The following is a 24,343-nucleotide window of genomic DNA, read 5'->3' on the forward strand; positions in this document are numbered from 1 at the left end:
CTTTTTCAGTGGCCTTTTTCAACCCACATCTTTATTCGTTTACTGAAACATCGATATGCGAAAACTTCTTCACATCGAATAAGCCGGTATCGGTTAACTTTAAGGAAGGAATGACGGGCAATGCAAGAAACGAAAGTGTTAAAAACGGATTCCACTCTTCGTTAAAGCCTATTTCCTTTAATGCCTCTTCTAGCTCTTGTAGTGAATGGTTAATGCGCTCAAATGGTTCAAGTGACATTAAACCAGCTAGAGGCAACGGGAGGTTGGCTAATACTTCCTGCCCTCTCACTACCGCGATTCCACCTTGTTCGTTAGCAACTTGTTCAACCGCATTAAGAATGCTCTCATCATCGGTTCCACACGCTACGATATTATGTGAATCATGCGCTACAGTTGCAACAATCGCTCCTGCTTGAATGGGTATCCCCTTCACTATACCAACGCCTACATGGCCTAGCTTGTGATGTCGCTCAGCAACAACTAATTTTAATTGATTGTTGGCAACAGACGGCTCGAATAACCCACCTTCTACCTCAACCTTTTCTATTAAGTGACTTGTAACAATCGATCCAGGTGTTACTCCAATTACATGAGCCCGATTGCCATTAATCGGTAACTGTAACTTAGCTAGAGTCAATGGTTCTAACCTCACACTTTCTAAAAGGTATACAGGAGGGGTGATTGGCTCTCGTACTTCCTCTACCATCTTGCCATTTTCAGCGACACACTCTCCTTTAACAAAGACAGCTGTGATATCCACCTCTTTTAAATCACGTATAAGAAGAAAGCTCGCTTCATAACCAGGTGCAATGGCTCCTTTCCCCTCCAAGCGGAAGCACTCTGCGGCGTTTAAACTGGCCATTTGAATCGCCTGAAGAGGGTCAACCCCTAGCTTAATCGCCTTTCTTACACTCGCATCAATTGATCCTTCATTGACTAAGTCATCAAGGTGCTTATCGTCGGTTGCAAACACACAGCGCCTTGCATTTTGTGGGGTTAGTATCGGAAGAAGTGCCTCAATATCCTTTGCTGCTGTTCCCTCTCGCATAAGCAAATACATTCCTAAACGAAGTCGAGCTAGCCCCTCTTCTGCCGTAACAGCTTCATGATCATTGCTTATTCCTGCTACACGGTAAGCATTCAAGCCGATATTATCTAAACCAGCCGCATGTCCATCAATGGTCTTTCCACGCTTCTTTGCCGCTGTTAGTTTACTCATCATTGTCTCTTCTCCAGACAAGACAGCGGGATAATCCATTACCTCTGCAAGTCCATATGCATCATAGTCATCAAATAACTTCTCAATTTCTTCTGATGTTAGATCCGCGCCATTGTGTTCAAAGTTCGTTGCTGGTACGCACGAAGGGACCATAATCTTTATATCAAGAGGCAAGTCTTTTGCCGCCTCAATCATATACTTTACAGCTTCAAACCCTCCAACATTGGCAATTTCATGGGGATCTGCCATGACTGTTGTAACTCCACGAGGGACAACAATCTTTGTAAACTCTTCAGGAGGTACCATCGCTGATTCGATATGGACATGTCCATCGACAAAGGTTGGAGCCATGTATGCACCATTTGCATCAATTACTTTGATTCCTTCGTACTCTCCGATACCGACAATCACCCCATCAGTAATAGCCACATCGGCTTCATACGTCGTTAACGTAAACACATCAATGATTTTTGCGTTTTTCACCACGACATCTGCTTTCTCTCTTTTCGTTGCAGCGGCAATTTGTTTTTTTAGTATTTGACTCATGTACTAACACCCCGTTCTTAACATCATGGTTTATCTATTGTAGTACGAATCGCACCGAAATACACGCATTAGGCAAGGTTTTCTTACATTCATACTACTCTTAATTGTTGGTTTTCTCTCTATATCTATACTGTTAGTAAAAGAAAAAGGGGTTCCGCAAAAGGTTTTTCAATTTAACCTTTTGCGGAACCCCTTAGTAGCGAATGAAGCCACTACCACCTCTATATAGAACGTATGTAAATAGTCCAATTTTCAGTAGCGACTATTCTTTCACTTCAACCTCTTTTGCGCTTACGCGATCTAACGTCATTTTGTAGCCATCATTCCCATAATTCAAGCAACGTTTGACACGAGAAATGGTCGCTGTACTTGCTCCTGTTTCTGTCTCAATTTTATGATACGTGTAGCCATTTTGTAACATTCTAGCTACTTCAAGACGTTGAGCTAATGATTGAATTTCATTTATTGTACATAGATCATCAAAAAACTCATAACACTCTTCCAGATCTTTAAGTGATAGGATAGCTTTAAATAGTTGATCGAGTTCTTTGCCACGTAACTTATCTATTTGCATCTGTACACAACCTTTCTTACAATCCATTATTCATACATTAGAGCTTCTTCCAATCCAGGGTCTGACGGCACTACGTTAATCCACGTTTGACCTGGCTTTAATCTTACAGGTTCGCCATCCTGCACCGGAATTAGCTGCCCATTGCGATTTTCCCAAGTCACCTCGTTCATTATGCCACTTTGAAAAAGAATCGCTCTCCCACCTGAAGTTAAATCAATTGACCGTCGTCCTTGATCATCTAACACGCGATGTTCGGTCTCTAATACAAGAAGATTAGAAATAAGAATCGGATCATTGGTTTCATATTCAACGGTTTGGAGCTCACCATTATAACGTTCGTAATATCCACTTGCTTCATTATAAATATATTGAATATTATTTTTTCCTAAGTAATTCACTTCAATTTCATTGACTTTATTGCCAACAACATGAATTTCTTCGTTTTCATAAAAGTCTAATGCAGGAACGTCTCCCGTTACATCGTACCCTTTTTCATTTACAAACCCTTTCAACATATCTTCATACCGAATGTATGAGTTATGAGGTGCCTTCCGATCAGAGGAACGCTGAAAAAGGGACCCATCATAGGAGATACCATTAATATTATCTACTTTTCCCTCTCGAAGGAGCTTCTCTGCGGTTGGACTATAACCGTGAGCAACAAGCATCCCATCAAATCCTTGAACTAAATCAACATGGTACTCCCTTGCACTACGAACCGGACCAACTTTGTCAGGAAATTGACTTTGATAAAGAGCAACTAAGCGAGTGATTGTTCCTTCAGATAATATTTCGTAAACGATATCTGCTTTGCTCAAACCTGATTGGGGGCGTGCTGCAGGATCATTGTTAATTAATACACTAATAATACGGTGATTCTGCTCCTCTTCCGCTTCCATCCCACTGAGTGGATATGTATAGGAAGGAGCTTCATGCAGCTCCTCTTCCTCACTTACTTCTTCAACAGGGTCTGTCTCTTCAATCGTTGTTTCATTGTTATCACTACATCCCCCTACAGCCAAAAAAGCGAACAATACAAGGGGGAATTTCCAAACGTTTTTCATTATTACACGACCTTTTATCAATTAACTTACTAAACTAAAAAAGTGTCCTTTCTTAGTTTAACGCATAATCGCAGGAAAGAGTACCGTTTTCTTCTTCACATCATAAATTCCTCTTTGCGTTACACGTATATATGGTAAATGTGTTGACGAGAAGAATAACAAACTGTAGATCGGATCTTCAAATTTGTAACCACGTTCGCGTAACAATGACACAAATTGCTTCTCATCTTCCATAACGCCTTCCATGGACTTTTTAGATAAGGTCCCAAATAGCTCTAATTGTATTTGTCCAATAACCTTCCCGTCTTCGACCAAGGTCATTCCTCCACCTTGTTCCTTTAAAGCCATAAAAGCTGCGACCATGTCTGACACATTTTTCCCAATAAGGATCACATCACCTGTATTAGAAAAGGAACTAGCAAAGCCTGATACATGTGTGGCAAATCCTTTGATCATTGTCGCAATATGCCACTTTCCATACTTATCAATCATAACGAAGAAGCTTTCATCATGGTTGGTACTCAATACTTTCTCTGTGCTTTCAATTGGAATTTGGTATGGTTTTAATATAACAGAGTTGGTCATTTCAATTCCCATAGCCATCGAAAAATGAAGATCATCTTCCGTTAACTCCCAATCAATCTTAAATGGCTCTATGCCATAATCTTTCCACGAAAAATCGCCAAACTGATCAAGATGTTCCCCGTCTCTTACTACCCATTTGCCTTTTGCCAAAACGGAACTTGGCAATGGAGTATTAATATCATCAAGAATATTTAAATGAGCCATCCTTCCTGGTGCAATCATCCCGAGCTTATGATCTATATTATAATACTTTGCCACATTGTAACTAGCCATTGAATACGCATCAATAGGGTCTAATCCACTATTTAATGCAATTTTTATTAATTGATCCATGACTCCATCTTCATAAAAGGCTGGTGGTGAACCATCTGTAGTCATTAAACATCTCTCGAAATAATCGACTCCTAACTCCTGCATTTCCTTTAGTAGCTTAGGTAAGTCCGGACGAATGGAGGAATGGCGTAACGAAGTTGTATAACCTAAGTCAAGCCGTCTTACTACTTCCTCTCCTGTCATGGCCTCGTGATCACATGTTACACCTAATAAAGCCATTTGTGCTAACGTCCGTTCTGAGGCCCCTGGCAAATGTCCTTCAATCGGCTTACGGAGCCTTGTCGTCTCTTGCATTAAGTGAAGGGTTGAATCATCCCCTTCTAGTACTTTAGGCCAAGACGTTAACTCTCCTCCTTGTAAAACAAGTGGGTGCTCTAACCATTCCTTCATTTTTGAATTTGTTAATGGTTCCTCATCTCGAAGTTCCGTTTGCGCATCGTAACGCGACCACCAATACATAGAAGCTGGCAATTCATCAAGAGCCTCAATCAAAGTAAGCGCTTTCTTTTTTTCGAGGTGCAAAAAGAACATAAGATTATCATTAATGAGTGTTGTTGTCCCTCTTCCTGACGCATACTTCGCGAAGCTGTGGGGATTATAAAGTTGAAACGGGTGAGCATGGTGCTCAATGTATCCTGGTACAACTAATTTGTTATCACAATCAACAATTTCTGTATCAGTTAACGTCGCAGGCATGTGATTTCCTACGTAAACGATTCGGTCTTCGGATATCCATATATTAGCCGTAAGCCATTTACGGCGGGCAAAATTTAAATATGTTGCATTTCGGAGGACAAGTGAAGGAGATTTTTCTCCTTTTACTACAGCTAGTTGCTGCCGTAATCGTTGTTTTGTCCAGCGGTAAAGTCTCTCTGTCATCCTGTCATCACCCATTTCATCAATTCCTATTTTTTTAATAGTACCACAAATCTGGTAAATAACTCACTACATTGTTAAATCTTTTAACAAAAATAATTGGAAGATTGACAAACATGTGAAAGGTGGATCTCGTTTATGAAACCAAACGTCGGGCGTGTTGATGCATTATGTCGAATCACAATGGGTTTCACCATTCTTGCTTGGTCTACATCTAAACTTGTAAAAAGACCAAACGATACAATGCCACTAATTGCTGCAATCTGTGGAAGTATGAAGGCAGCAGAAGGGATTACTAGGTTTTGCCCGCTAACATACTTGGCAGAGCAGAAAATGGAAACGATCCAAGATCATGCTTGTCATCACGAAAGTCACCATCATAATGAATAGCATGTAAAAAAAATAAACCGTATAAGATCATTTTACGTGATCTTATACGGTTTATGATTCAATCTTTAGGAGGATCCTATGTTTAATATTCAGGAATATGCAACTGATACTTTGTTCATTTATATCATGGTCATTGGCAGTATCGTCGCCCTTATTTATTTGTTTATGAGGAAGAGACGCGCGAAATAGCTCGATGCGCAATATCTTTTCGATAGAATAAGCCTTCTGTGCTTACGTTTATCACTTGATCATACACACGTTGTTGCGCTTTTAGCAATGACGCTTTTTTTGTTGCGATTAACAATACGCGTCCGCCATTTGTCTTCCATTTCCCATCTTCTTTTTTAGTACCAGCATGAAAAACGAATATATCTTCTTCAAGCTCCTCTAATCCTTCAATGATTGTGCCTTTTTTGTAGGGCCCAGGATAGCCTTCACTTGCTAAAACAATTCCAACCACTTCATCTTCGGACCATTCCAACGTAGGCGTTTTTCCATCTAATAAAGAGGTATACACGTCTACAAGGTCTGAATTTAAACGAGGCAATACCACTTGAGTTTCAGGGTCACCGAATCGAGTATTAAACTCAATCACTTTCGGCCCAGCTGATGTCATCATCAATCCAGCATATAATATTCCTGTAAAGGGAGTGCCTTCTTTTATTAAAGCATCGGCTGTTGGCTGAAGAACACGTTCTACGGCTTCAGCAACATCCTCACTAGAAAACTGCGGAACTGGCGAGTACGCACCCATTCCGCCTGTATTTGGACCTTGATCCCCATCAAGGGCTCTCTTATGATCTTGAGCACCAACCATAGGGATCACTGTGTCATGATGAACGAATGCCATCAGAGAAAGCTCTTCGCCTTCTAAATACTCTTCAATTACAACTTGAGCACTTGCCTCTCCAAAGACAAGATCCTTTAACATCGAAGAAAGAGCATGGATCGCTTCCTCTTCTGTCATGGCTACGACAACGCCTTTACCAGCTGCTAATCCATCCGCTTTTATGACGATTGGTGCTCCTTGCTTTTTCACATAAGCCACAGCCTCATCATAATTCGTGAATGTTTCATAGCTTCCAGTTGGAATGTTGTATTTTTTCATGATTGATTTAGCAAAAGATTTACTGCCTTCTAACATCGCAGCTTCTTTTTTCGGACCAAAGATACGCAATCCTTCTTCTTGAAATTTATCAACAACTCCTCCAAGTAAAGGAACCTCTGGACCAACGATCGTTAAACCAATCTCTTGTTCTTTTGCAAAGGCAATAAGTCCATCAAAGTCATTTTCATTAATTTGAACGGGTGTTGCTACATCTACCATTCCATCATTTCCTGGTGCAACAAACACGTCTGTAACCTGATTGCTTTGAGCAACTTTCCAAGCAATAGCATGTTCACGACCGCCACTACCAATAATAAGAACTTTCATTTGAGCACTCCTTAATGTTTAAAGTGTCTTACTCCTGTCATCACCATGGCAATTCCGTATTTATTAGCCATTTCAATCGACTCTTCGTCACGGATCGAACCACCTGGTTGAATAATCGCTGTTACACCTGCTTTACCTGCAAGCTCAACCGTGTCCCCCATTGGGAAAAAGGCATCTGAACCCATTACAGCTCCTTCAATTCGTTCACTTGCTTGTGTAATCGCAATATCAGCAGCCCCAACACGATTCATTTGTCCTGCTCCAACACCAACCGTCATTTGTCCATTTGTTAGGACGATCGCATTGGATTTCACATGTTTTACAACTTTCCATGCTAGTTTAAGAGCTTCCCACTCTGCATCCGTTGGCTTTCGATCTGTTGGGATGGAAAGTGTTGCTTCATCGATTCCATAATGATCTTCATCTTGAACTAAAAGACCACCATGAATAGAAGTTAACATGGCTTCAGGTTGTTCTTGCCTACTCATTGGAACCGTTAAAAGACGTAAATTTTTCTTTGCCGTTAACACATCAAGCGCTTCTTGTGTAAAAGAAGGAGCGATAATAATCTCAAGGAAAATATCCTTCATTTTCACGGCCGTAGCCTCATCAATTTCACGGTTTGCAGCGACAATCCCACCAAAGATTGAAACAGGATCTGCTTCATATGCACGTCCATAAGCCTGTTCAATCGTCTCACCTGTACCTACTCCACATGGATTCATATGCTTTACCGCCACAACAGCTGGCTCTTCAAACTCTTTTACAATAGCAAGAGCAGCATCCGCATCATGAATGTTGTTGTAAGAAAGTTCTTTCCCGTGCAACTGAACAGCACTAGCAATTGAACTCTCATCTGCTAATGGCTTCTTATAGAAAGTCGCCTTTTGATGAGGGTTCTCTCCATAACGTAAACCTTGCTTACGCTCATATGTCACTGTACATGTTTCTGGCTCTTCTTCCCCTACAGCTTCTGTTAAATATTCAGCAATGAGTGCATCATAAGCGGCTGTATGTCTGAATACTTTCGCAGCTAAGCGGCGCTTCGTTTCAACCGTTACATCTTGCTCATTAGAAAGTTCACCAATGACTGTTGGATAATCTTTCGGATCAACAACAACGGTTACATGCTGATGATTCTTTGCTGCTGCACGAAGCATACTTGGTCCACCAATATCGATATTTTCAATCGCATCTGCAAACGTACAATTTGGTTTTGCAATCGTCTCTTTGAATGGATACAAGTTCACCACTACTAAATCAATAGGTGAAATATGAAGTTCAGCTAGTTGCTCTTGATGCTCAGCGCGCTCTCTCATAGCTAGCAAGCCGCTATGAATATTCGGATGAAGAGTTTTCACTCGACCATCTAAAATCTCTGGGAAACCTGTTACTTCCGAGATGCCAATAACAGGCACTCCAGCCTCTTGTAGAGCTTTCTTTGTTCCCCCTGTAGAAACGACTTCAAAGCCTTTTGCAACAAGGGCTTCGACAAACTCAACAATACCTTCCTTATTCGAAACACTTACTAACGCTCTTTTTTTACTCATCAATTACCCAACCTCTTTCGTACGATCTATGATTGTTTGAATTGTTTTCGGATATAGTTCGTGCTCAACCGCTTGGACTTTCTTCTGCAAGGAATCAACGGTGTCATCTTGCTCAATACGAACTGCTTCCTGTGCAATAATTTTGCCTGTATCCATTCCTGCATCAACGTAATGAATCGTAACTCCTGTCACCTTGACCTTTGCATCAAACGCTTGTCCAATTGCATCCAATCCAGGAAAAGAAGGTAGCAAGGAAGGGTGAATATTGACCATCCTTCCTTTATAAGCGTTAAGCAAAGTTGGCCCTATTAACCTCATATACCCTGCTAACACAACAAATGAGACTTCCCTTTTATCCAATTCTCTTATGATATCTTGTTCAAAGGCAGCCTTCGTTTCATACGTTTTTGGATCAACTATGAAACAAGGAATGTTATACCTATTCGCTCGTTCGATCACTTTTGCCTGTGGTTTATCTGTAACAATGAGAGCAACTTCAGCATCAAGGAGTCCATCCAAAACAGCACGAATAATCGCTTCTGCATTCGTTCCGCTCCCTGACGCAAAAATAGCGATTTTCATCATTACTCGATGCCCCCAATTGTAACGCCAGTACCCTCTTCAACTCGGCCGATAATATGAGCGGATTCCCCACTCTCCTCAAGCGTGCGTAATACTGGAATATACTCTTCTTCAGGAACAACGATGACCATGCCAATTCCCATATTAAACGTTGAAAACAACTCCTTCTCCGTTAATTCGCCGTACTTTTGAAGTAAGCTAAAAATCGGAGGAACAGGCCATGACCCATTATCCACGCTTACACCAACACCAGCCGGTAACATACGTGGGATGTTTTCATAAAACCCACCACCAGTAATATGAGCCATTCCATGTACAGTGTGGTTTTTCAAGCAAGCGAGCAAAGGTTTCACATAGATCTTCGTTGGAGTTAACAACTCTTCTCCTAATGTTTTCCCTAATACCTCGACTTGATCATCTAAAGAAAAAGAATGATCTTGAAGGAAGATTTTCCTTACTAGAGAAAAACCATTACTATGAAGACCACTAGATGAAAGCCCAATAACAACATCACCTGGCTTAATCTTTTCACCTGTAATGATTTGCTGCTTCTCAACAGCACCAACCGCAAAACCAGCTAAGTCATATTCATCTTCACTATACATCCCAGGCATTTCAGCTGTTTCTCCACCAACAAGGGCACATCCTGCTTGTTCACAGCCATCCGCTACCCCTTTGACGATGGCTTCTAAACGCTCAGGAACCGCTTTTCCACATGCAATATAATCTAGAAAATAGAGAGGCTCTGCTCCTTGAACAACAATATCATTGACACACATCGCAACGGCATCGACACCAATCGTATCGTGACGATCTAGCATGAAGGCAAGCATAAGCTTTGTTCCTACTCCATCAGTTCCAGAAACAAGTACTGGCTCCTTTAGATTTAACGTAGATAGATCAAACATTCCTCCAAAGCCACCAAGTGAGCCCATGACCCCAGAACGTTGTGTTCTATTTACATGACTCTTCATTCGCTCTACTGCTTCGTAACCCGCTTCAAGACTGACTCCTGCTTTTTTATAAGCTTCTGACATTCTCCTTGCTCCCTTCTCTCTAAACCTTTGCGTATGGATGTAATGTATCTGGATAAATTTCGGTCGGATATTCCCCTGTAAAGCAAGCTAGACACTGACCACAGTTTGATGTTTCATCAGAACGACCAATCCCCGCTTTTAATCCTTCTACTGATAAGAAGGCTAATGAATCTGCTCCCATTATTTCGCGCATTTCTTCAATAGAATGATTTGCAGCAATTAATTCACCTGAGTTTGATGTATCAATTCCGTAGAAGCATGGATTCTTAATTGGAGGTGAACTGATTCGCACATGGACCTCTTTAGCACCCGCTTCTCGTAACATGTTAACAATTCGTCTACTTGTTGTACCACGTACAATCGAGTCATCAATCATAACAACACGTTTTCCTTCTACAACGCCTCGTACAGCTGAAAGCTTCATTTTCACACCTTGTTCACGTAGTTCTTGAGACGGTTGAATGAACGTACGTCCAACGTAACGGTTTTTGATCATACCTAATTCATAAGGAATACCAGCTTGCTCAGCATACCCAATGGCAGCTGAAATACTAGAATCCGGCACACCAGTGACAACATCGGCTTCAATTGGAGATTCAATCGCTAGCTGCTTCCCTAGATTTTTTCTAGATGTATGAACATTGATTTCATCAACATTGCTATCTGGACGTGCGAAATAAACGTATTCCATACTACAGATTGCTCTTGTAGCCGAACCAGAAAATCTAGTTGAGCGAAGACCATTATCATCAATAATAACAAGCTCCCCCGGTTCAACCTCACGCTCATATGTTGCACCAATCAAATCAAACGCACATGTTTCCGATGCGATCACATATGCATCACCAAGCCGACCAATCGATAGCGGACGTAGACCGTTTGGATCAAGTGCGACCATTAGTTGTTTTTCATTTAACACAGCTAAAGCATAAGCACCCTTTAACATCGCTAATGCATTTCGAAGCTGTTCTTCTAACGTATTGTAGCCACTACGCTTAATTAAATGAGCGACTACTTCCGTATCAGATGTGGATTGAAAAATACTTCCTTGACTCTCTAATTGATGCTTCATGCTATTAGCGTTCACTAAATTTCCGTTATGTGCAATGGCCAAGCTTCCCATTTGTGATCGGAAAAGCAGGGGCTGCACATTGGCAAATCCCCCACCTCCAGCTGTCGCATAACGAACATGGCCAATAGCAGCATGCCCGCTTAGCTGATCAAAATCATTTGGACTAAACACATCATTAACCAAGCCCAATCCTTTATGAACTTTTAATTGCTTTCCGTCTGTTGCAACAATCCCAGCACCTTCTTGGCCGCGATGCTGTAAACTATGAAGACCATAATAAGTTAGGTGAGCCGCATCTTTATGACCCCAGATGGCAAACACACCACATTCTTCATTTAAGCCTTTGATTTCAGCAAACATGGAATGGCTCCTTTCCAAGCCGTTACGATCTCATCCTGTGTTGTTTCAAGAATGACACCTTGTTCATTATTTTTAATGACTAGTGATTTTGAATCTGTTACTTCACCAATTTTTGTAGCTGCAACTAATTGTTCAAATTGCTCTGCCTTTTCACTTGGAACTGTTACGATAAAGCGAGATTGTGACTCTGCAAATAAAGCCGCCGTCGCTTCACCCGCTAACGAAACTGTTGCTCCCACTTCTCCAGAAGTCATACACTCAGCAAGACCTACTGCCACTCCACCTTCTGCTACATCATGAGCTGAGGCAACTAAGCCCGAGCGAATCGCTGTTAGAAGCTGCTTCTGAAGTCTTTTTTCTAGTTCTAAGTCTAGAGTAGGAGCTTTCCCTGAAATATCTCCTTCAACTAACTTTTGTAATTCACTACCACCAAATTCAGGCTTCGTCTCTCCAACAAGATAGATCACATCTCCTGCTTGTTTGAAGCTTTGAGTCGTGATATGATCAACATCCTCAATAAGACCAACCATACCGATAACTGGCGTTGGATAAATAGCTACCCCAGCTGTTTCATTGTAAAGAGACACATTTCCACCAATGACTGGTGTTTCTAGCACACGACAAGCTTCACTCATTCCGTCAGTAGACTTTTCAAGCTGCCAGAAAATTTCAGGCTTATCAGGACTTCCGTAATTCAAACCGTCCGTTAATCCAAGTGGAACTCCACCCGAACAAACAACATTACGCGCTGCTTCAGCAATCGCAATTTGACCGCCTACTTCTGGGTCAAGGTATAAATAGCGCGAATTACAATCCGTTGTCATCGCTAGAGCTTTTCTCGTACCGCGAATTCGAACGACAGCAGCATCAGAGCCTGGTTCAACAACCGTATTTGTTTGAACCATATAATCATACTGATCATAAACCCACTCTTTACTTGCAATTGTAGGTTGAGCCAGTAGATTTAATAATGTATCTTTATAATCCTCAACAATAGGAGTCTTTTCTTCTTGCTGTTGGAACGTTTCATAATAAGCCGGAACGCTAGATGGTTTATGGTAAACGGGTGCTTCTTCTGCTAATGCATCAACCGGAAGATCAGCAACTACTTCTCCTTTATGAAGAAGGCGAAGGCGCTTATCGTCTGTTACATGACCTACTTCAGCAGATAATAATCCCCAACGATCAAAGATTTCTTTTATTTCTTGCTCGCGTCCTTTTTTCACAACAATTAACATACGCTCTTGAGACTCAGAAAGCATCATCTCATAAGGTGTCATCCCTTGCTCACGTTGTGGAACAAGGTCTAAGTTCATTTCAATCCCAGATCCAGCTTTACTTGCCATCTCTGCAGAAGATGATGTAAGTCCAGCAGCGCCCATGTCTTGAATTCCAACTAGTGCGTCATTTTGAATTAACTCTAAACAAGCTTCAAGTAATAGTTTCTCCATGAAAGGATCTCCCACTTGTACAGCTGGACGCTTTTCATCAGAATCTTCACCTAGCTCTTCAGAAGCGAATGTTGCCCCGTGGATCCCGTCACGACCCGTGCTAGCACCTACATACATTACCGTGTTGCCGACACCTTTTGCTTGCCCTTTTTGAATATCTTTATGATCAATTAAACCAACGCACATCGCATTGACAAGTGGATTTCCTTCATAACAAGGATCAAATTGAATTTCTCCACCTACTGTTGGAACCCCCATACAGTTACCGTAACCTGCAATCCCAGCTACGACCTCTTCAAATAAGTAGCGAACACGAGGAGCAGTTAATTCTCCAAATCGTAAGGAATTTAAAAGAGAAATTGGACGAGCTCCCATTGAGAATACGTCACGAAGGATCCCACCTACACCTGTTGCAGCACCTTGGTAAGGCTCAATTGCTGAAGGGTGGTTATGACTTTCCACTTTGAACACAACTGCTTGCTCATCGCCAATGTCAATAATACCCGCACCCTCACCTGGACCTTGTAAAACACGTTCTCCTTCTGTCGGAAACTTTTTCAAAAGCACTTTTGAATTTTTATAACTACAATGCTCTGACCACATAACCGAAAATAGCCCTGTTTCTGTCCAGTTCGGTGTTCGACCAATGATTTCCTCAATCATTGCAAATTCCTCATCTGTTAAGCCCATTTCGCGGTAAAGCTTCTCCTCTTTCACACGCTCAGCTGTTGGTTCAAGAAGTAGTGACATGAGATTCCCTCCAATTTCTTACGATCGATTGAAATAAACGTAGACCATCTTCCCCGCCAAGTAATGCTTCTACAGCACGCTCAGGGTGTGGCATCATTCCTAGTACATTTCCACGGTCATTTGTAATGCCTGCAATATCAGCTTTTGATCCATTGATTGCTTGTGCATAACGGAACACAACTTGATTGTTAGCTTCTAACGCCTTTAATGTCTCTTCATCACATTCATAGTTTCCTTCTCCGTGCGCAACTGGAATGGTGATGACTTCTCCTTTTTTATACCCTGTTGTAAACATTGTCTCGTTGTTTTCAACTGTTAGTTCCGACGGACGACAAATAAATTTTAACCCGTCATTACGCTTCATCGCACCAGGAAGCAATCCTAATTCAAGAAGCATTTGAAATCCATTACAAACCCCAAGAACAGGCTTTCCTTCTTCTGCAAATTTCTTCACTGCATCCATTATTGGTGAAAAGCAAGCAATTGCACCAGAACGAAGGTAATCACCGTATGAAAATCCACCAGGTAAAAGAACTCCATCAAAGCCTTCTAAAGATGTTTCATCATGGCGTACATAAGCCACTTCTTCTTGCAAGGCATCCTGAATCGCAAAGAACATATCTGAATCACAGTTCGAACCAGGAAAAACAATTACTGCAAATTTCATGAAGGAACAACCTCCTCGATTTCAAAACGATAATCTTCAATCACTGTATTCGCTAGAAGTTTTGAACACATTTCATCAATGCGTTGCTCAACATTATCAGTACTGTTTACTGTAAGCTCCATGTATTTACCAATACGTACTTCTTCAACCTCTTTGTACTCCATTGTGTGAAGAGCACGTTTCACCGCTCCTCCTTGTGGATCTAGAACACTTTCTCTTAACGTAACGTAAACTTTTACTTTGTACATGATGCGCCTCCTAAGCGTGATAAGATTTCTTGATATCCTTCTTGTAAGCTTCCTAAATTTCTTCTAAATAAATCTTTGTCAAAACGTTGATTTGTCTCTTTATCCCACAGTCGACAAGTATCAGGTGAAATTTCATCTGCAAGCAAAATCTCGTTGTCACTTGTACGGCCAAATTCCAATTTGAAGTCAATTAAGCGTACATTCATGTTGTCGAATAAATTAATCAAATGTTTGTTTACTTCCAATGCTTTCTCTTTAAGGGTTGTTAAATCAGAGCTTGTTGCTGCATTTAAAATAGCAATATGATCTTCTGTCACAAGGGGGTCTCCAAGTGCATCGTCTTTGTAATAAAACTCGACAATGGGCTCTTTAAGAGCTGTCCCTTCATCAATACCAAGACGCTTTGCCATACTTCCTGCGACTACATTTCGAACAACTACTTCTAATGGAATAATTTCCACTTTCTTTACGAGCTGTTCAGTTTCAGAAAGTCGTTTAACAAAGTGACTATCAACACCATTTTCATTTAGATAAGAGAAAATTAAAGACGTTATCTCGTTATTCAATCTAGCTTTTCCTGTTAATGTCTCTTTTTTCTCACCATTAAATGCTGTTGCATCATCTTTATAACTAACCCAAAGCTCGTCTATATTACTTGTTTGATAGATTTGCTTTGCTTTTCCTTCATAGAGCAAAACGCCTTTTTCCATGATCTAACCTCCAAAAACTGAAATATTGGAATTTTTTATATACAAGAGGGACAAGCCCTCTTTTCTTAATTAGTCTTCTAATCCAACTCTTGTAAAAATCGTACTTACATGCTTCATATGATGTTCATAATTGAAGCACTCTTGGATTTCAGCTGGTGTTAACACATTTGTAATTCTTTCTTCCGCTTCAACCAACTCACGGAATTGAATTCCTTTCTCCCAAGCTTCCATTGCTTTTGGCTGCACCAAGTCATAAGCCTCTTCACGGACCATCCCTTTATTAATTAAAGAAAGTAGAACACGTTGAGAGTAAATTAACCCATAAGTGCGAGTCATGTTACGCTTCATGTTTTCAGGGAATACCGTTAAGTTTTTAACAATGTTTCCGAAACGATTTAGCATGTAGTTTAAGGCAATCGTTGCATCTGGAAGAATGATACGCTCAGCTGATGAATGAGAAATATCACGTTCATGCCATAATGGAACATTCTCATATGCTGTCATCATGTAACCACGAATGACACGAGCTAGTCCTGTCATATTTTCTGAACCAATCGGGTTACGTTTATGTGGCATAGCTGATGAACCTTTTTGCCCTTTTGCAAAGAACTCTTCCACTTCTCTTGTTTCACTCTTTTGCAAACCACGAACTTCAACAGCAAACTTTTCAATTGATGTAGCGATTAGTGCTAATGCTGCTAAATATTCAGCATGACGGTCACGTTGCAATGTTTGCGTAGAAATTGGTGCTGCTTGAAGACCTAACTTTTCACAAACAAACGCTTCAATCGCCGGATCGATGTTAGCGAACGTTCCAACCGCTCCTGATAATTTTCCAACACGTACACCTTCAGCTGCGTGTTTGAAGCGTTCAAGGTTCCGCTTCATTTCCTCATACCACAATGCTAGCTTCAAACCAAATGTCGTTGGCTCTGCATGTACACCATGCGTCCGTCCCATCATGATTGTGTATTTATGTTCTTTTGCCTTATTTCCTAAAATTTCAATAAAACGCTCGATGTCATTAAGCAGAATTTCATTCGCTTGTTTTAATAAATAAGATAAAGCTGTATCCACTACGTCTGTAGATGTTAAACCGTAATGAACCCATTTTCTTTCTTCCCCTAATGTCTCAGACACAGCACGTGTAAAAGCGACCACATCATGGCGAGTTTCAAGCTCAATCTCGTTAATACGATTAATATCAAAGCTTGCATTTTCACGAATTTTCTTCACATCTTCTTTAGGAATTTCCCCAAGTTCTGCCCAAGCTTCACAAGCGACAATTTCCACTTCCAACCAAGCTTGAAATCTATTTTCCTCTGTCCAAATAGCTCCCATTTCAGGGCGCGTATAACGTTCGATCATCTAATACCAGCCTCCGCTTTTCTAATTAAATTACTTTAGGATATTGACTTTTTGCAGTCGCTCAATTTTATCACATGCTTCTTCTACTGAGTCGGCTGTTGCCGTCAAATGCCCCATTTTTCTTTTTACTTTTGCTTCTTTTTTACCATAAAGGTGAAGTTTCACATCATTTAAATTAGAAACAGCTTGAAGGACATCTTCTAAATCCTCACCTAGTATGTTCTCCATCACAACCGGTGACCATAATTGAGTAGATCCAAGTGGCAATCCACATACGGCTCTTATATGCTGTTCAAATTGTGACGTTTTGCAAGCTTCTATCGTATAATGACCCGAATTATGTGGACGGGGTGCTAATTCATTGACATATAATCTGCCATCCTCAAGCATGAAAAGCTCTACAGCAAGCGTCCCAACCACATCTAATCCTGTGACAATCTTTAACGCGATTTCCTTTGCTTGTTCGCTTACCGTCTCATCGATTCGAGCTGGAACATGTGATCGGAACAATATATTGTCTCGATGCTCATTTTCCGATACTGGAAAAACTGATGTCTCACCATTTCTCGAGCGAGTAACAATAACGGAAAGTTCTAACGAGAATGGAATCCAGGCTTCGAGTACACACTCGCTACTTTTTAATAATTCCTCGGCCCCTTGCTTCAGTTGTTCCACATTGTGAACAACTCTTTGTCCCTTGCCGTCATACCCGCCACGACACGTTTTTAAGACGGCTGGAAAACCAATTTTTTCGGCAGCATCTTCTATACCATCTAATGAATGAATGGCTTGAAATGGAGCAACTGGAATCCCTAGGTTTTGAATCGCTTCTTTTTCTCTTAATCGGTGCTGTGTGATGCCTAATACCTTTGCACCTTGAGGAAAATCAGCTTGTTCTGTTAGCCAATTGGCTGTTTGCTCATCTATATTTTCAAACTCATATGTGATTACATCTGATACTTCTGCAAGCCTTGTTGCACCAACAGCATCATCGTAAGCAGCCTCGATTACAACATCTGCCACTTGTCCGCACGGTGAATCCTCAGATGGCTCTAGGACAGCAATCCGGTAACCCATTTGTTTAGCCGCAGTCGCCATCATTCTCCCAAGCTGTCCACCACCGATAATCCCTATAGTCGCTCCTGGGGTAACGATTCGACTCATAGTTGATCACTACTTTCTAAAACGGCTTGTTTTGTCTTTTCACGTCTTGCCTCTAGACGCTCTGCAACATCAGGCTCATACGCACCTAGCATTTGAGCAGCAAGCAATCCAGCATTGGTCGCACCTGCTTTCCCGATTGCTACTGTCGCAACTGGGACGCCTCCTGGCATTTGGACAATCGATAGTAAGGAATCAAGGCCTTGCAATGCCTTTGATTGAACAGGAACACCTATGACAGGTAAAGTTGTCTTCGCTGCAACCATTCCTGGCAAATGTGCCGCACCGCCAGCACCAGCAATAATGACTTTTAAGCCTAGATCCCTTGCACCCTCTGCATATTGAAACATGAGATCAGGAGTCCGGTGCGCCGAAACTACTTTCTTTTCATAGGCAATTTCTAACTCATCAAGAACGTCACATGCAGCTTTCATTGTATCCCAATCAGAAGTACTTCCCATTATGACACCAATTTTTGGATTCATTGTCGCTCTCCTCCACTACTTATCTTTATCCTGTTTATTTCAACATTAAAAAAGCGTCAGAACAGCTTTCTTAATCTACTCATTTTGAGAGAAAGGAAGCTGCACCCACGCTTTTCATCGATACAGAGAATTAACTTCTCAGTATCTCCCACTTTCCCTCATAGTCCGACTATTTAAGGTAGTCAGGTAGAAACTTATGGACCATATCTCCAAGATTATATGAGGTGTATTTCGTTTTTCGTTCGTTCTTATAGCTATATCTTACAAGCATCCTAGGTTACTGTCAACAAAATGTCGAACAATAAAAATGTCAGACTTTTTATTGTTCGCTTTCTACTAAAATCCCTTCAAAGATAATTTGCTGCCGAACCGGTACATATTCCTTATTTGAATTAATCTTTTCTTCCTTAAAGATAGGCTTTTCCATTCTTTTGATTGGTTGGTATCCTGCTTTTTTCATCCGATCGAGACACTCTTCAATCGTTTCTGATTCTCCTACTTCAAATCGTTCTTTTCTTTTTTTAGCCAAATTTGTTCCTCCATTCCCTTAAACTACCTGTTCATTTATCATATCTTCCTATGTATAGTACTTCAACAAATTTATATATCGCTACAGTTTTAGCTACTCTTTTGAAGTGGAACTAGGAATGAATCGTTTATGTTTTTCAAATACTTTCTGATAGTTTGTAGCTTCTTCAAGCGCTGCTTCCTCCATCTTAATTCGAGCAGAGAGAACAATCGCATTAATAATCGTAAAGACAATGGCCGTCCAGTAGGCTTGAAAGATTAATGGAAGGCAAGCAATTTCTGTTACAACGATCACGTAATTCGGATGGCGTAAATATTGATACGGTCCTTTCGCTACCACTTTAGCACCGGGCAAAACGATAATCCTTGTATTCCAAAACCTACCAAGTGAGGATAATGCCCAGACTCGCCCCATTTGAGCTAGAAGAAAGACGATTAACGGAACGACTGACCAAAAAACAAAAGTTCGATCAATGACAGATACTTCTATTATTAATGAAACAAAAAACAGGATGTGAAGAGCAACAATCTGCTTATAATGTTCTTTCCCTACTTCATACCCTCCTTGTCTTTTCATCCACCTCGCATTACGGTTGGCTATTATTACTTCAACGACTCTTTGTACAACAATAAGCAAAATAAAAACATAGATCGCAAGCATCACTGCCACTCCTTCCATTGTAATAGTACTAACTCCGAACAAAATCCTGGCCCTAATGCCGCCATAAGCCCATACTCTCCTTCACTATGATCATTGAGCATGAATTGCTCTAATACATACAGAATGGTCGGCGAGGACATATTGCCATGTGTTCTAAGTACTTCTTTTGATACACTCGTCATGGACTCATCAAGCTGCAACGTTTCGACGTAAGCCTCTAGTACTTTTTTTCCGCCTGGGTGAGCGATAAAGGATGAGATATCGTGTAATCCTAATTGAGTCTTTTCCAAAAAGTCCATCACATTTGGACCTAGCCAGGCTTTAATAATCGTTGGGATATCTCTTGAGAAGACAACATGTAACCCTGAATCCTTGACATCCCAGCCCATGACATCCTCAGAATTTGGCATTAACGTTGACTCAGTAGATAGAATGTTCGGCACTATCTCTTTTTTCACTCGGCTCCGTAAGTCAGACTGATCTCCTATAATAAGCGCACACGCTACTCCGTCTGCAAACAAAGATGTTCCAACAAGGTTACTTTTGGAGTGATCATTTCGCTGAAAGGTTAAACTGCAAAGTTCCACACAAACGACTAATACGTTTTCACCTGGAAATCCTCTGCAATATTCATAGGCTCGACTCACTCCCGCTGCTCCACCAGCACAGCCAAGTCCCCATAGAGGGATTCTCTTTGTATGAGAGGAAAAAGGGAGGTGGTTCATGATTCTTGCATCTAAACTAGGCGTTGCCATTCCTGAACTTGAAACCAAGATGATCGCATCAATATCCGATTCAGCTACTTTCTCTTTTAAAAACATCTCATTATAAAGACACTTCTGAATCACTTTAACAGCAAAAGAAGTGGCCAATTCAATATATAAATCATTCTTTTCTTGTAATGTATGCTCACGTTCAAACCATTTCATCGGAACAGCAAACTGTCTCTGATCAATTTGGCCATTAGCAAATACCTTCAATAATCGCTCAATATCGTCATAGCTTTCCGTAAAAAGCTCTCTTGCAAATTCAGTTGTGGATTCTTGATTTAAAGTATGCGGGGGATTATATGTACTAACGGATACAATCGATGGCATATAACTCACCTAGCCTTAACGAAAGATTTTACCGTTAGGTTCACCAAATATTGGTTATTCATGCATAATAGCTCGAAAGACACAATGAGTGTTATTTTAACGCGCTTGGTTACTTTCCATGGCGTATGCACATGATTACAGGGTTAGAATCCAAAGAAGTTACTTAATTGGGGCACTATTCTTCCGACCAATCGAATGGATTGGATCAAAAAAGGAACGTTTACTTAAAAAATGTGCCGTGAAGTAAATAAACATTTGTAAGGGAACGGAGTAGCTATATCGCCAAGATTTTGGCTCATATATTCCTAACCAAGTAAAAAATGGCTCTGCAACATAGGATGTCAGTAAAGCAAATAAAATCGCCTTTAATGTTGGGCTTGTTTTAGGTTTAATTTGCAAAAAGAACATGATGGTTACAGGCATTAAAGCGACATCCCATGGAAAAAAGCTAGGCAAAATCGGGATGACACTATACCTATAATGCCAAAATCCTAACTGAGCTCCTGTAACCTCTAGCATAAGAGAGATTGCGATAACAAAAAAACCTGCGTACAATAAACGATCACTACTTTCCTTCTTCCTGTAAATAAACCAAATGATCCACGGAAAGATGGATAACGCGACTCCGAGCCACCAATATTCCGTAAATAAAACATGGTCTAACCATATTTGGGATTTTTGCTCTAAAAGTATTTGGATTTGATTGATATTTTCGTCCATTATCTTGTTAACTTGCTCTCTGTTAGTCATTTCTTCCCTACTTTTATCTATAGTTAATTGTAGATTGAATCATTGTAACTTAGAATATACAGGGAATTTATTTTGGGAGAGTTTTGCTTTTGTGTAGTGAGCATTTATTTTGGATATAAAATGTGCTAATTACTATGGCTTGCTTTCCAACTTGGGGCATATTCTGTCGGAAGTGAGGGTTTTGCTGTCCAAACTTGGACACATTCAATCCAAATTGGCTGAACATTGAGGCACGCACATTAAAAAAGAAGCTCGTCTCAGAGGAGGATAAATTCAAAAAAGCGACCTATAAATAACTATATAAATAATAGGTGTTATGCTCCATAAAAAATCGATTCCTATGTAAGGGAATCGATTTTTATTTATAATGTACCGTCCTTCTCCCTAATGTTACATAAGTTAGAAGATTTAACACCAAATTTAATCAAGCGCGTACTAGGCCATAAAAGTTTTGTTTTTATAAATATTAAGATCTTGTTCTACATTAGATTGCCTGATAGTAAAAGAAAAGTAAAAATATATATTTTATTACTAGTACACTTTATATAGCTAATTTGTTTTACCAAGAATGTTATCTTCCTTTGGTTTAATTACCTGTCCATCACTTGTCTGAATCACTAACGGTTCAACGACTTCATCTATTCCAATTCGAATAAAAGGTAGTCTTTCTTGCTTCCCATCCTCAATAATATCTAAAGTAATCTCAGTATTACCAAGAGTCTTTATATCATTTATTTTTATTACCTTCCCTACAAACTCCTCCCCTAATTGCACATAAATTTGTTTCTTTCCTTCAGAGATAGTTGATACCTGATAATAAGTTGGGGTTTCTTCCTCAGACATGATCATTCCTTCATCTATAATCCAATATGAGTGATTGGAAGAGAGCGTAAAAGCTATAAAACTAAAGATAATTACAGGAATAAGAACTAAGATAGATTTATCTACTTTATTAAAATTTGATTTTTTCATACCTTTCATAAAAAGTAGTGCTATTGTTCCAATTATGGCTACTATACAAATACCAGCCGCTAAAAACCAAAAACCCATTACTTCAAAACCGCTCATTTTCACTATCCCATACAGCACAATGAAAAATGCTATCAAAAAAGTCACAATAGGAGCAAGATAAAATCTCCCTGTTCTTTTCGTTGCGGTGAAAGTGAAAACGAAGATTAGTATTCCTAGAATAATTCCGACTAAGAGAATAGATATCATTTTTCCCTCCAGGCTTATTTAATTAAAAACGATATAAATGTATCTAAAAACAAAATAATAAAGATATCAAATATTACTGATAAAACAACCCACCTTTTATTGAAAAATATTAATGTAAAAACTAATAAAAAAGTAGCTACTGGAAAATAAAACATAAATGTAACACTTCTTATATATTCTAAAGCGGCAGCCAAAGATAAGTCCCAGTTATAAAAGTTATAAGCTGTAAACAGAATAAACAAAATGACTACAGCTCTTATCGAGATAAATAACCATTGGAGGCTCCTGTTAAATTGGACTAATTTCTTTAATGGCCTTATACCTACATCACTTTTATCTTCAGATTTTGGATAACTTTCATCTAAATTTATCAAGTCATTATATAGCTCTTTACACTCCCTACAAGATTCAATATGCTCCAAAATCACTTCCTTGGATTGTTGATCTAAATCATCAAATACAGGGATTAATTCTCGAGTTAACGTATGAATCTTCTGATAATCATTCATTTTCTCACCTCTTTGACCATCTTCTTTCTGAACCTGAATATTTTTGATTTTAAAGTAGGAATGGATATGTCGAAAAGCGTACTAATCTCCTCGTAACTATAACCATAATAAAACTTAGCCAAAAATATAGCTTTATCGTTTTTCAACAGTTGATTTAAAGCTGCTTGTATCTGTGAATTTAATATGTACTCTGATTCAGGTGTCTGATTATTTATTAATAAACTTTCTATCACACCTTCTTCGGATAAAAGCTCCGGCTTCTTTTTCTTGTAATGATCAAGGAATGTATTTTTTGCAGATTTAACTAACCAACTTTTTATATGAGTTACCTCAAGAACTTTTGATGGGTCTTTTAGTATTTTTGTAAATAACTCTTGGATAATATCGTCAGCTACCTCATCACTCTTGGTTAACCCCTTCAAAAAATTCCTTAAATATATATAATGTTCGTTATATATATTTTCGATTAACTCTAATGGCTTTTTATTTTTCATTTACTTCCTCCACTAATGCCGTACACAATTAAGACGACTGAAATAAAAAAAGGTTTTAAGATTTTTTATTAATTTATTTTAATTCTAGAACACTAAACAACCATATTCTATTTATTGAGTAGTGGAGTTAAACTTATTTAAAGAGGTTTTCCTAGAAAGAGGGGTTAAGGCAACACTATTACTCGAGGAAGCTTAGTCACATAGTAACCATCGGCCCATTCGAAGAAGATACTGCTCCTCCTTTCGCACTTCCGACATGCAGTCTCATCCCAACTTACCTATTTTTATGCGGAGCGTGCCCTGCTTGGCAACGTCCTGGCTCGCCCTTTCTCTTCTACGGGGATGATTTTCATGTAGTTATTCTTTGTAGTATTTCATGTCGTATTACGAAGAGAAACGGCTCGGACTCACTTCTTTTCTTCTACGTGGAAGGCATGAAGCTTCTCTTAGAAGTATTCGATGACGTTTACGAAAAAAAGAAGTTCGTCTCACAGGGGGACATGATGTTTTCTCGAAGAAGCTTATTCACGATGTAACCATCGGCTTATTTAAGGTAGATGCCGTTCCTCTGGATCAGAGCTCTTCAGCGCCTTGAGCATACTGTTTATGCATACTAAAAAAGA

The 24,343-nt window shown here is 39.8% G+C and carries 25 protein-coding genes and 1 riboswitch; of the genes, 2 read left to right on the forward strand and 23 right to left on the reverse strand.

Annotated features, from left to right (window positions below):
- Nucleotides 1-31: 31 nt before the first annotated feature.
- The 4 genes from ade to LQ50_RS21670 form a co-directional block, all read right to left on the reverse strand.
- Nucleotides 32-1,765 (reverse strand): adenine deaminase, encoded by a 1,734-nt coding sequence (ade, locus tag LQ50_RS21655; RefSeq protein ID WP_034633496.1) that lies wholly within the window; start codon nucleotides 1,763-1,765, stop codon nucleotides 32-34.
- A 262-nt stretch (nucleotides 1,766-2,027) separates the two neighbouring features.
- Complete coding sequence (locus tag LQ50_RS21660; protein WP_034633498.1) at nucleotides 2,028-2,339, reverse strand: YerC/YecD family TrpR-related protein; 312 nt, start codon at nucleotides 2,337-2,339, stop codon at nucleotides 2,028-2,030.
- A 26-nt stretch (nucleotides 2,340-2,365) separates the two neighbouring features.
- Nucleotides 2,366-3,403 (reverse strand): DUF3048 domain-containing protein, encoded by a 1,038-nt coding sequence (locus LQ50_RS21665; RefSeq protein WP_034633500.1) that lies wholly within the window; start codon nucleotides 3,401-3,403, stop codon nucleotides 2,366-2,368.
- A gap of 57 nt (nucleotides 3,404-3,460) precedes the next feature.
- Nucleotides 3,461-5,200 carry an adenine deaminase C-terminal domain-containing protein gene (locus LQ50_RS21670; RefSeq protein ID WP_034633542.1) on the reverse strand — a complete coding sequence of 580 codons (1,740 nt, stop codon included), beginning with the start codon at nucleotides 5,198-5,200 and terminating at the stop codon, nucleotides 3,461-3,463.
- A gap of 135 nt (nucleotides 5,201-5,335) precedes the next feature.
- Here LQ50_RS21670 and LQ50_RS21675 point away from each other — a divergent pair, with 135 nt between their 5' ends.
- A complete protein-coding gene (locus LQ50_RS21675; RefSeq protein WP_034633502.1) occupies nucleotides 5,336-5,587 on the forward strand; it encodes a YgaP family membrane protein in 252 nt (83 codons plus the stop codon).
- 126 nt (nucleotides 5,588-5,713) lie between these two features.
- Nucleotides 5,714-5,776, forward strand: a complete 63-nt coding sequence (locus LQ50_RS26570) for a hypothetical protein (RefSeq protein ID WP_373279230.1) — start codon at nucleotides 5,714-5,716, stop codon at nucleotides 5,774-5,776.
- Here LQ50_RS26570 and purD read toward each other — a convergent pair.
- From purD to LQ50_RS21770, 19 genes are all read right to left on the reverse strand, one after another.
- Entirely contained in the window at nucleotides 5,751-7,022 is a 1,272-nt protein-coding gene (gene purD / locus LQ50_RS21680) for a phosphoribosylamine--glycine ligase (RefSeq protein ID WP_034633503.1), read from the reverse strand. The two genes, LQ50_RS26570 and purD, sit on opposite strands and share 26 nt — an antisense overlap.
- A gap of 11 nt (nucleotides 7,023-7,033) precedes the next feature.
- Entirely contained in the window at nucleotides 7,034-8,572 is a 1,539-nt protein-coding gene (gene purH, locus LQ50_RS21685) for a bifunctional phosphoribosylaminoimidazolecarboxamide formyltransferase/IMP cyclohydrolase (protein WP_034633543.1), read from the reverse strand.
- A gap of 3 nt (nucleotides 8,573-8,575) precedes the next feature.
- Nucleotides 8,576-9,157 (reverse strand): phosphoribosylglycinamide formyltransferase, encoded by a 582-nt coding sequence (gene purN / locus LQ50_RS21690; RefSeq protein WP_034633505.1) that lies wholly within the window; start codon nucleotides 9,155-9,157, stop codon nucleotides 8,576-8,578.
- Nucleotides 9,157-10,191 carry a phosphoribosylformylglycinamidine cyclo-ligase gene (gene purM, locus LQ50_RS21695; RefSeq protein WP_034633508.1) on the reverse strand — a complete coding sequence of 345 codons (1,035 nt, stop codon included), beginning with the start codon at nucleotides 10,189-10,191 and terminating at the stop codon, nucleotides 9,157-9,159. Before purM ends, purN begins: the two co-directional genes overlap by 1 nt.
- 19 nt (nucleotides 10,192-10,210) lie before the next feature.
- Nucleotides 10,211-11,623, reverse strand: a complete 1,413-nt coding sequence (gene purF, locus LQ50_RS21700; protein WP_034633510.1) for an amidophosphoribosyltransferase — start codon at nucleotides 11,621-11,623, stop codon at nucleotides 10,211-10,213.
- A complete protein-coding gene (gene purL, locus LQ50_RS21705; RefSeq protein WP_034633512.1) occupies nucleotides 11,599-13,824 on the reverse strand; it encodes a phosphoribosylformylglycinamidine synthase subunit PurL in 2,226 nt (741 codons plus the stop codon). The genes purF and purL overlap by 25 nt, the downstream gene beginning before the upstream one ends.
- The gene (gene purQ / locus LQ50_RS21710; RefSeq protein ID WP_034633515.1) at nucleotides 13,808-14,491 is read right to left on the reverse strand and encodes a phosphoribosylformylglycinamidine synthase subunit PurQ; all 684 of its coding nucleotides are present in this window, start codon (nucleotides 14,489-14,491) and stop codon (nucleotides 13,808-13,810) included. Before purQ ends, purL begins: the two co-directional genes overlap by 17 nt.
- Nucleotides 14,488-14,739, reverse strand: a complete 252-nt coding sequence (gene purS, locus LQ50_RS21715; protein ID WP_034633516.1) for a phosphoribosylformylglycinamidine synthase subunit PurS — start codon at nucleotides 14,737-14,739, stop codon at nucleotides 14,488-14,490. The genes purQ and purS overlap by 4 nt, the downstream gene beginning before the upstream one ends.
- On the reverse strand, nucleotides 14,727-15,449 hold the full coding sequence (gene purC / locus LQ50_RS21720) for a phosphoribosylaminoimidazolesuccinocarboxamide synthase (protein WP_034633518.1): 723 nt from the start codon (nucleotides 15,447-15,449) through the stop codon (nucleotides 14,727-14,729). Before purC ends, purS begins: the two co-directional genes overlap by 13 nt.
- 69 nt (nucleotides 15,450-15,518) lie before the next feature.
- The gene (gene purB, locus LQ50_RS21725; protein ID WP_034633521.1) at nucleotides 15,519-16,817 is read right to left on the reverse strand and encodes an adenylosuccinate lyase; all 1,299 of its coding nucleotides are present in this window, start codon (nucleotides 16,815-16,817) and stop codon (nucleotides 15,519-15,521) included.
- Nucleotides 16,818-16,847: 30 nt separating this feature from the next.
- A complete protein-coding gene (gene purK / locus LQ50_RS21730; protein ID WP_034633523.1) occupies nucleotides 16,848-17,981 on the reverse strand; it encodes a 5-(carboxyamino)imidazole ribonucleotide synthase in 1,134 nt (377 codons plus the stop codon).
- A complete protein-coding gene (gene purE, locus LQ50_RS21735; protein ID WP_034633525.1) occupies nucleotides 17,978-18,463 on the reverse strand; it encodes a 5-(carboxyamino)imidazole ribonucleotide mutase in 486 nt (161 codons plus the stop codon). Before purE ends, purK begins: the two co-directional genes overlap by 4 nt.
- Before the next feature lie 141 nt (nucleotides 18,464-18,604).
- A riboswitch (purine riboswitch) is annotated at nucleotides 18,605-18,706 on the reverse strand.
- A 76-nt stretch (nucleotides 18,707-18,782) separates the two neighbouring features.
- The gene (locus tag LQ50_RS21740) at nucleotides 18,783-18,992 is read right to left on the reverse strand and encodes an NETI motif-containing protein (RefSeq protein WP_034633528.1); all 210 of its coding nucleotides are present in this window, start codon (nucleotides 18,990-18,992) and stop codon (nucleotides 18,783-18,785) included.
- Between the two features lie 93 nt (nucleotides 18,993-19,085).
- Complete coding sequence (locus LQ50_RS21745) at nucleotides 19,086-19,652, reverse strand: isoprenylcysteine carboxyl methyltransferase family protein (RefSeq protein WP_034633529.1); 567 nt, start codon at nucleotides 19,650-19,652, stop codon at nucleotides 19,086-19,088.
- Nucleotides 19,652-20,749 carry a type III polyketide synthase gene (locus LQ50_RS21750; protein WP_034633532.1) on the reverse strand — a complete coding sequence of 366 codons (1,098 nt, stop codon included), beginning with the start codon at nucleotides 20,747-20,749 and terminating at the stop codon, nucleotides 19,652-19,654. Before LQ50_RS21750 ends, LQ50_RS21745 begins: the two co-directional genes overlap by 1 nt.
- A 159-nt stretch (nucleotides 20,750-20,908) precedes the next feature.
- Nucleotides 20,909-21,499, reverse strand: coding sequence for a CBO0543 family protein (locus tag LQ50_RS21755; RefSeq protein ID WP_052144911.1), 591 nt, complete (start codon nucleotides 21,497-21,499; stop codon nucleotides 20,909-20,911).
- 549 nt (nucleotides 21,500-22,048) lie between these two features.
- Nucleotides 22,049-22,717 carry a YesK family protein gene (locus LQ50_RS21760; protein WP_034633535.1) on the reverse strand — a complete coding sequence of 223 codons (669 nt, stop codon included), beginning with the start codon at nucleotides 22,715-22,717 and terminating at the stop codon, nucleotides 22,049-22,051.
- A 14-nt stretch (nucleotides 22,718-22,731) separates the two neighbouring features.
- Nucleotides 22,732-23,226 (reverse strand): hypothetical protein, encoded by a 495-nt coding sequence (locus LQ50_RS21765; RefSeq protein ID WP_034633536.1) that lies wholly within the window; start codon nucleotides 23,224-23,226, stop codon nucleotides 22,732-22,734.
- Nucleotides 23,223-23,720, reverse strand: coding sequence for an RNA polymerase sigma factor (locus LQ50_RS21770; RefSeq protein WP_034633539.1), 498 nt, complete (start codon nucleotides 23,718-23,720; stop codon nucleotides 23,223-23,225). The genes LQ50_RS21765 and LQ50_RS21770 overlap by 4 nt, the downstream gene beginning before the upstream one ends.
- Between the last annotated feature and the right edge of the window lie 623 nt (nucleotides 23,721-24,343).

The organism is Halalkalibacter okhensis (genome assembly GCF_000787375.1).
GTDB lineage: Bacteria > Bacillota > Bacilli > Bacillales > Bacillaceae_D > Halalkalibacter > Halalkalibacter okhensis.

What these genes read in the sequence shown, in the direction of transcription:
- ade (WP_034633496.1), bottom strand. Translation starts at nt 1,765, where the DNA reads ATGAGTCAAATACTAAAAAAACAAATTGCCGCTGCAACGAAAAGAGAG.
- LQ50_RS21660 (WP_034633498.1), bottom strand. Translation starts at nt 2,339, where the DNA reads ATGCAAATAGATAAGTTACGTGGCAAAGAACTCGATCAACTATTTAAA.
- LQ50_RS21665 (WP_034633500.1), bottom strand. Translation starts at nt 3,403, where the DNA reads ATGAAAAACGTTTGGAAATTCCCCCTTGTATTGTTCGCTTTTTTGGCT.
- LQ50_RS21670 (WP_034633542.1), bottom strand. Translation starts at nt 5,200, where the DNA reads ATGACAGAGAGACTTTACCGCTGGACAAAACAACGATTACGGCAGCAA.
- LQ50_RS21675 (WP_034633502.1), top strand. Translation starts at nt 5,336, where the DNA reads ATGAAACCAAACGTCGGGCGTGTTGATGCATTATGTCGAATCACAATG.
- purD (WP_034633503.1), bottom strand. Translation starts at nt 7,022, where the DNA reads ATGAAAGTTCTTATTATTGGTAGTGGCGGTCGTGAACATGCTATTGCT.
- purH (WP_034633543.1), bottom strand. Translation starts at nt 8,572, where the DNA reads ATGAGTAAAAAAAGAGCGTTAGTAAGTGTTTCGAATAAGGAAGGTATT.
- purN (WP_034633505.1), bottom strand. Translation starts at nt 9,157, where the DNA reads ATGATGAAAATCGCTATTTTTGCGTCAGGGAGCGGAACGAATGCAGAA.
- purM (WP_034633508.1), bottom strand. Translation starts at nt 10,191, where the DNA reads ATGTCAGAAGCTTATAAAAAAGCAGGAGTCAGTCTTGAAGCGGGTTAC.
- purF (WP_034633510.1), bottom strand. Translation starts at nt 11,623, where the DNA reads ATGTTTGCTGAAATCAAAGGCTTAAATGAAGAATGTGGTGTGTTTGCC.
- purL (WP_034633512.1), bottom strand. Translation starts at nt 13,824, where the DNA reads ATGTCACTACTTCTTGAACCAACAGCTGAGCGTGTGAAAGAGGAGAAG.
- purQ (WP_034633515.1), bottom strand. Translation starts at nt 14,491, where the DNA reads ATGAAATTTGCAGTAATTGTTTTTCCTGGTTCGAACTGTGATTCAGAT.
- purS (WP_034633516.1), bottom strand. Translation starts at nt 14,739, where the DNA reads ATGTACAAAGTAAAAGTTTACGTTACGTTAAGAGAAAGTGTTCTAGAT.
- purC (WP_034633518.1), bottom strand. Translation starts at nt 15,449, where the DNA reads ATGGAAAAAGGCGTTTTGCTCTATGAAGGAAAAGCAAAGCAAATCTAT.
- purB (WP_034633521.1), bottom strand. Translation starts at nt 16,817, where the DNA reads ATGATCGAACGTTATACGCGCCCTGAAATGGGAGCTATTTGGACAGAG.
- purK (WP_034633523.1), bottom strand. Translation starts at nt 17,981, where the DNA reads ATGAGTCGAATCGTTACCCCAGGAGCGACTATAGGGATTATCGGTGGT.
- purE (WP_034633525.1), bottom strand. Translation starts at nt 18,463, where the DNA reads ATGAATCCAAAAATTGGTGTCATAATGGGAAGTACTTCTGATTGGGAT.
- LQ50_RS21745 (WP_034633529.1), bottom strand. Translation starts at nt 19,652, where the DNA reads ATGCTTGCGATCTATGTTTTTATTTTGCTTATTGTTGTACAAAGAGTC.
- LQ50_RS21750 (WP_034633532.1), bottom strand. Translation starts at nt 20,749, where the DNA reads ATGCCATCGATTGTATCCGTTAGTACATATAATCCCCCGCATACTTTA.
- LQ50_RS21755 (WP_052144911.1), bottom strand. Translation starts at nt 21,499, where the DNA reads ATGACTAACAGAGAGCAAGTTAACAAGATAATGGACGAAAATATCAAT.
- LQ50_RS21760 (WP_034633535.1), bottom strand. Translation starts at nt 22,717, where the DNA reads ATGATATCTATTCTCTTAGTCGGAATTATTCTAGGAATACTAATCTTC.
- LQ50_RS21765 (WP_034633536.1), bottom strand. Translation starts at nt 23,226, where the DNA reads ATGAATGATTATCAGAAGATTCATACGTTAACTCGAGAATTAATCCCT.
- LQ50_RS21770 (WP_034633539.1), bottom strand. Translation starts at nt 23,720, where the DNA reads ATGAAAAATAAAAAGCCATTAGAGTTAATCGAAAATATATATAACGAA.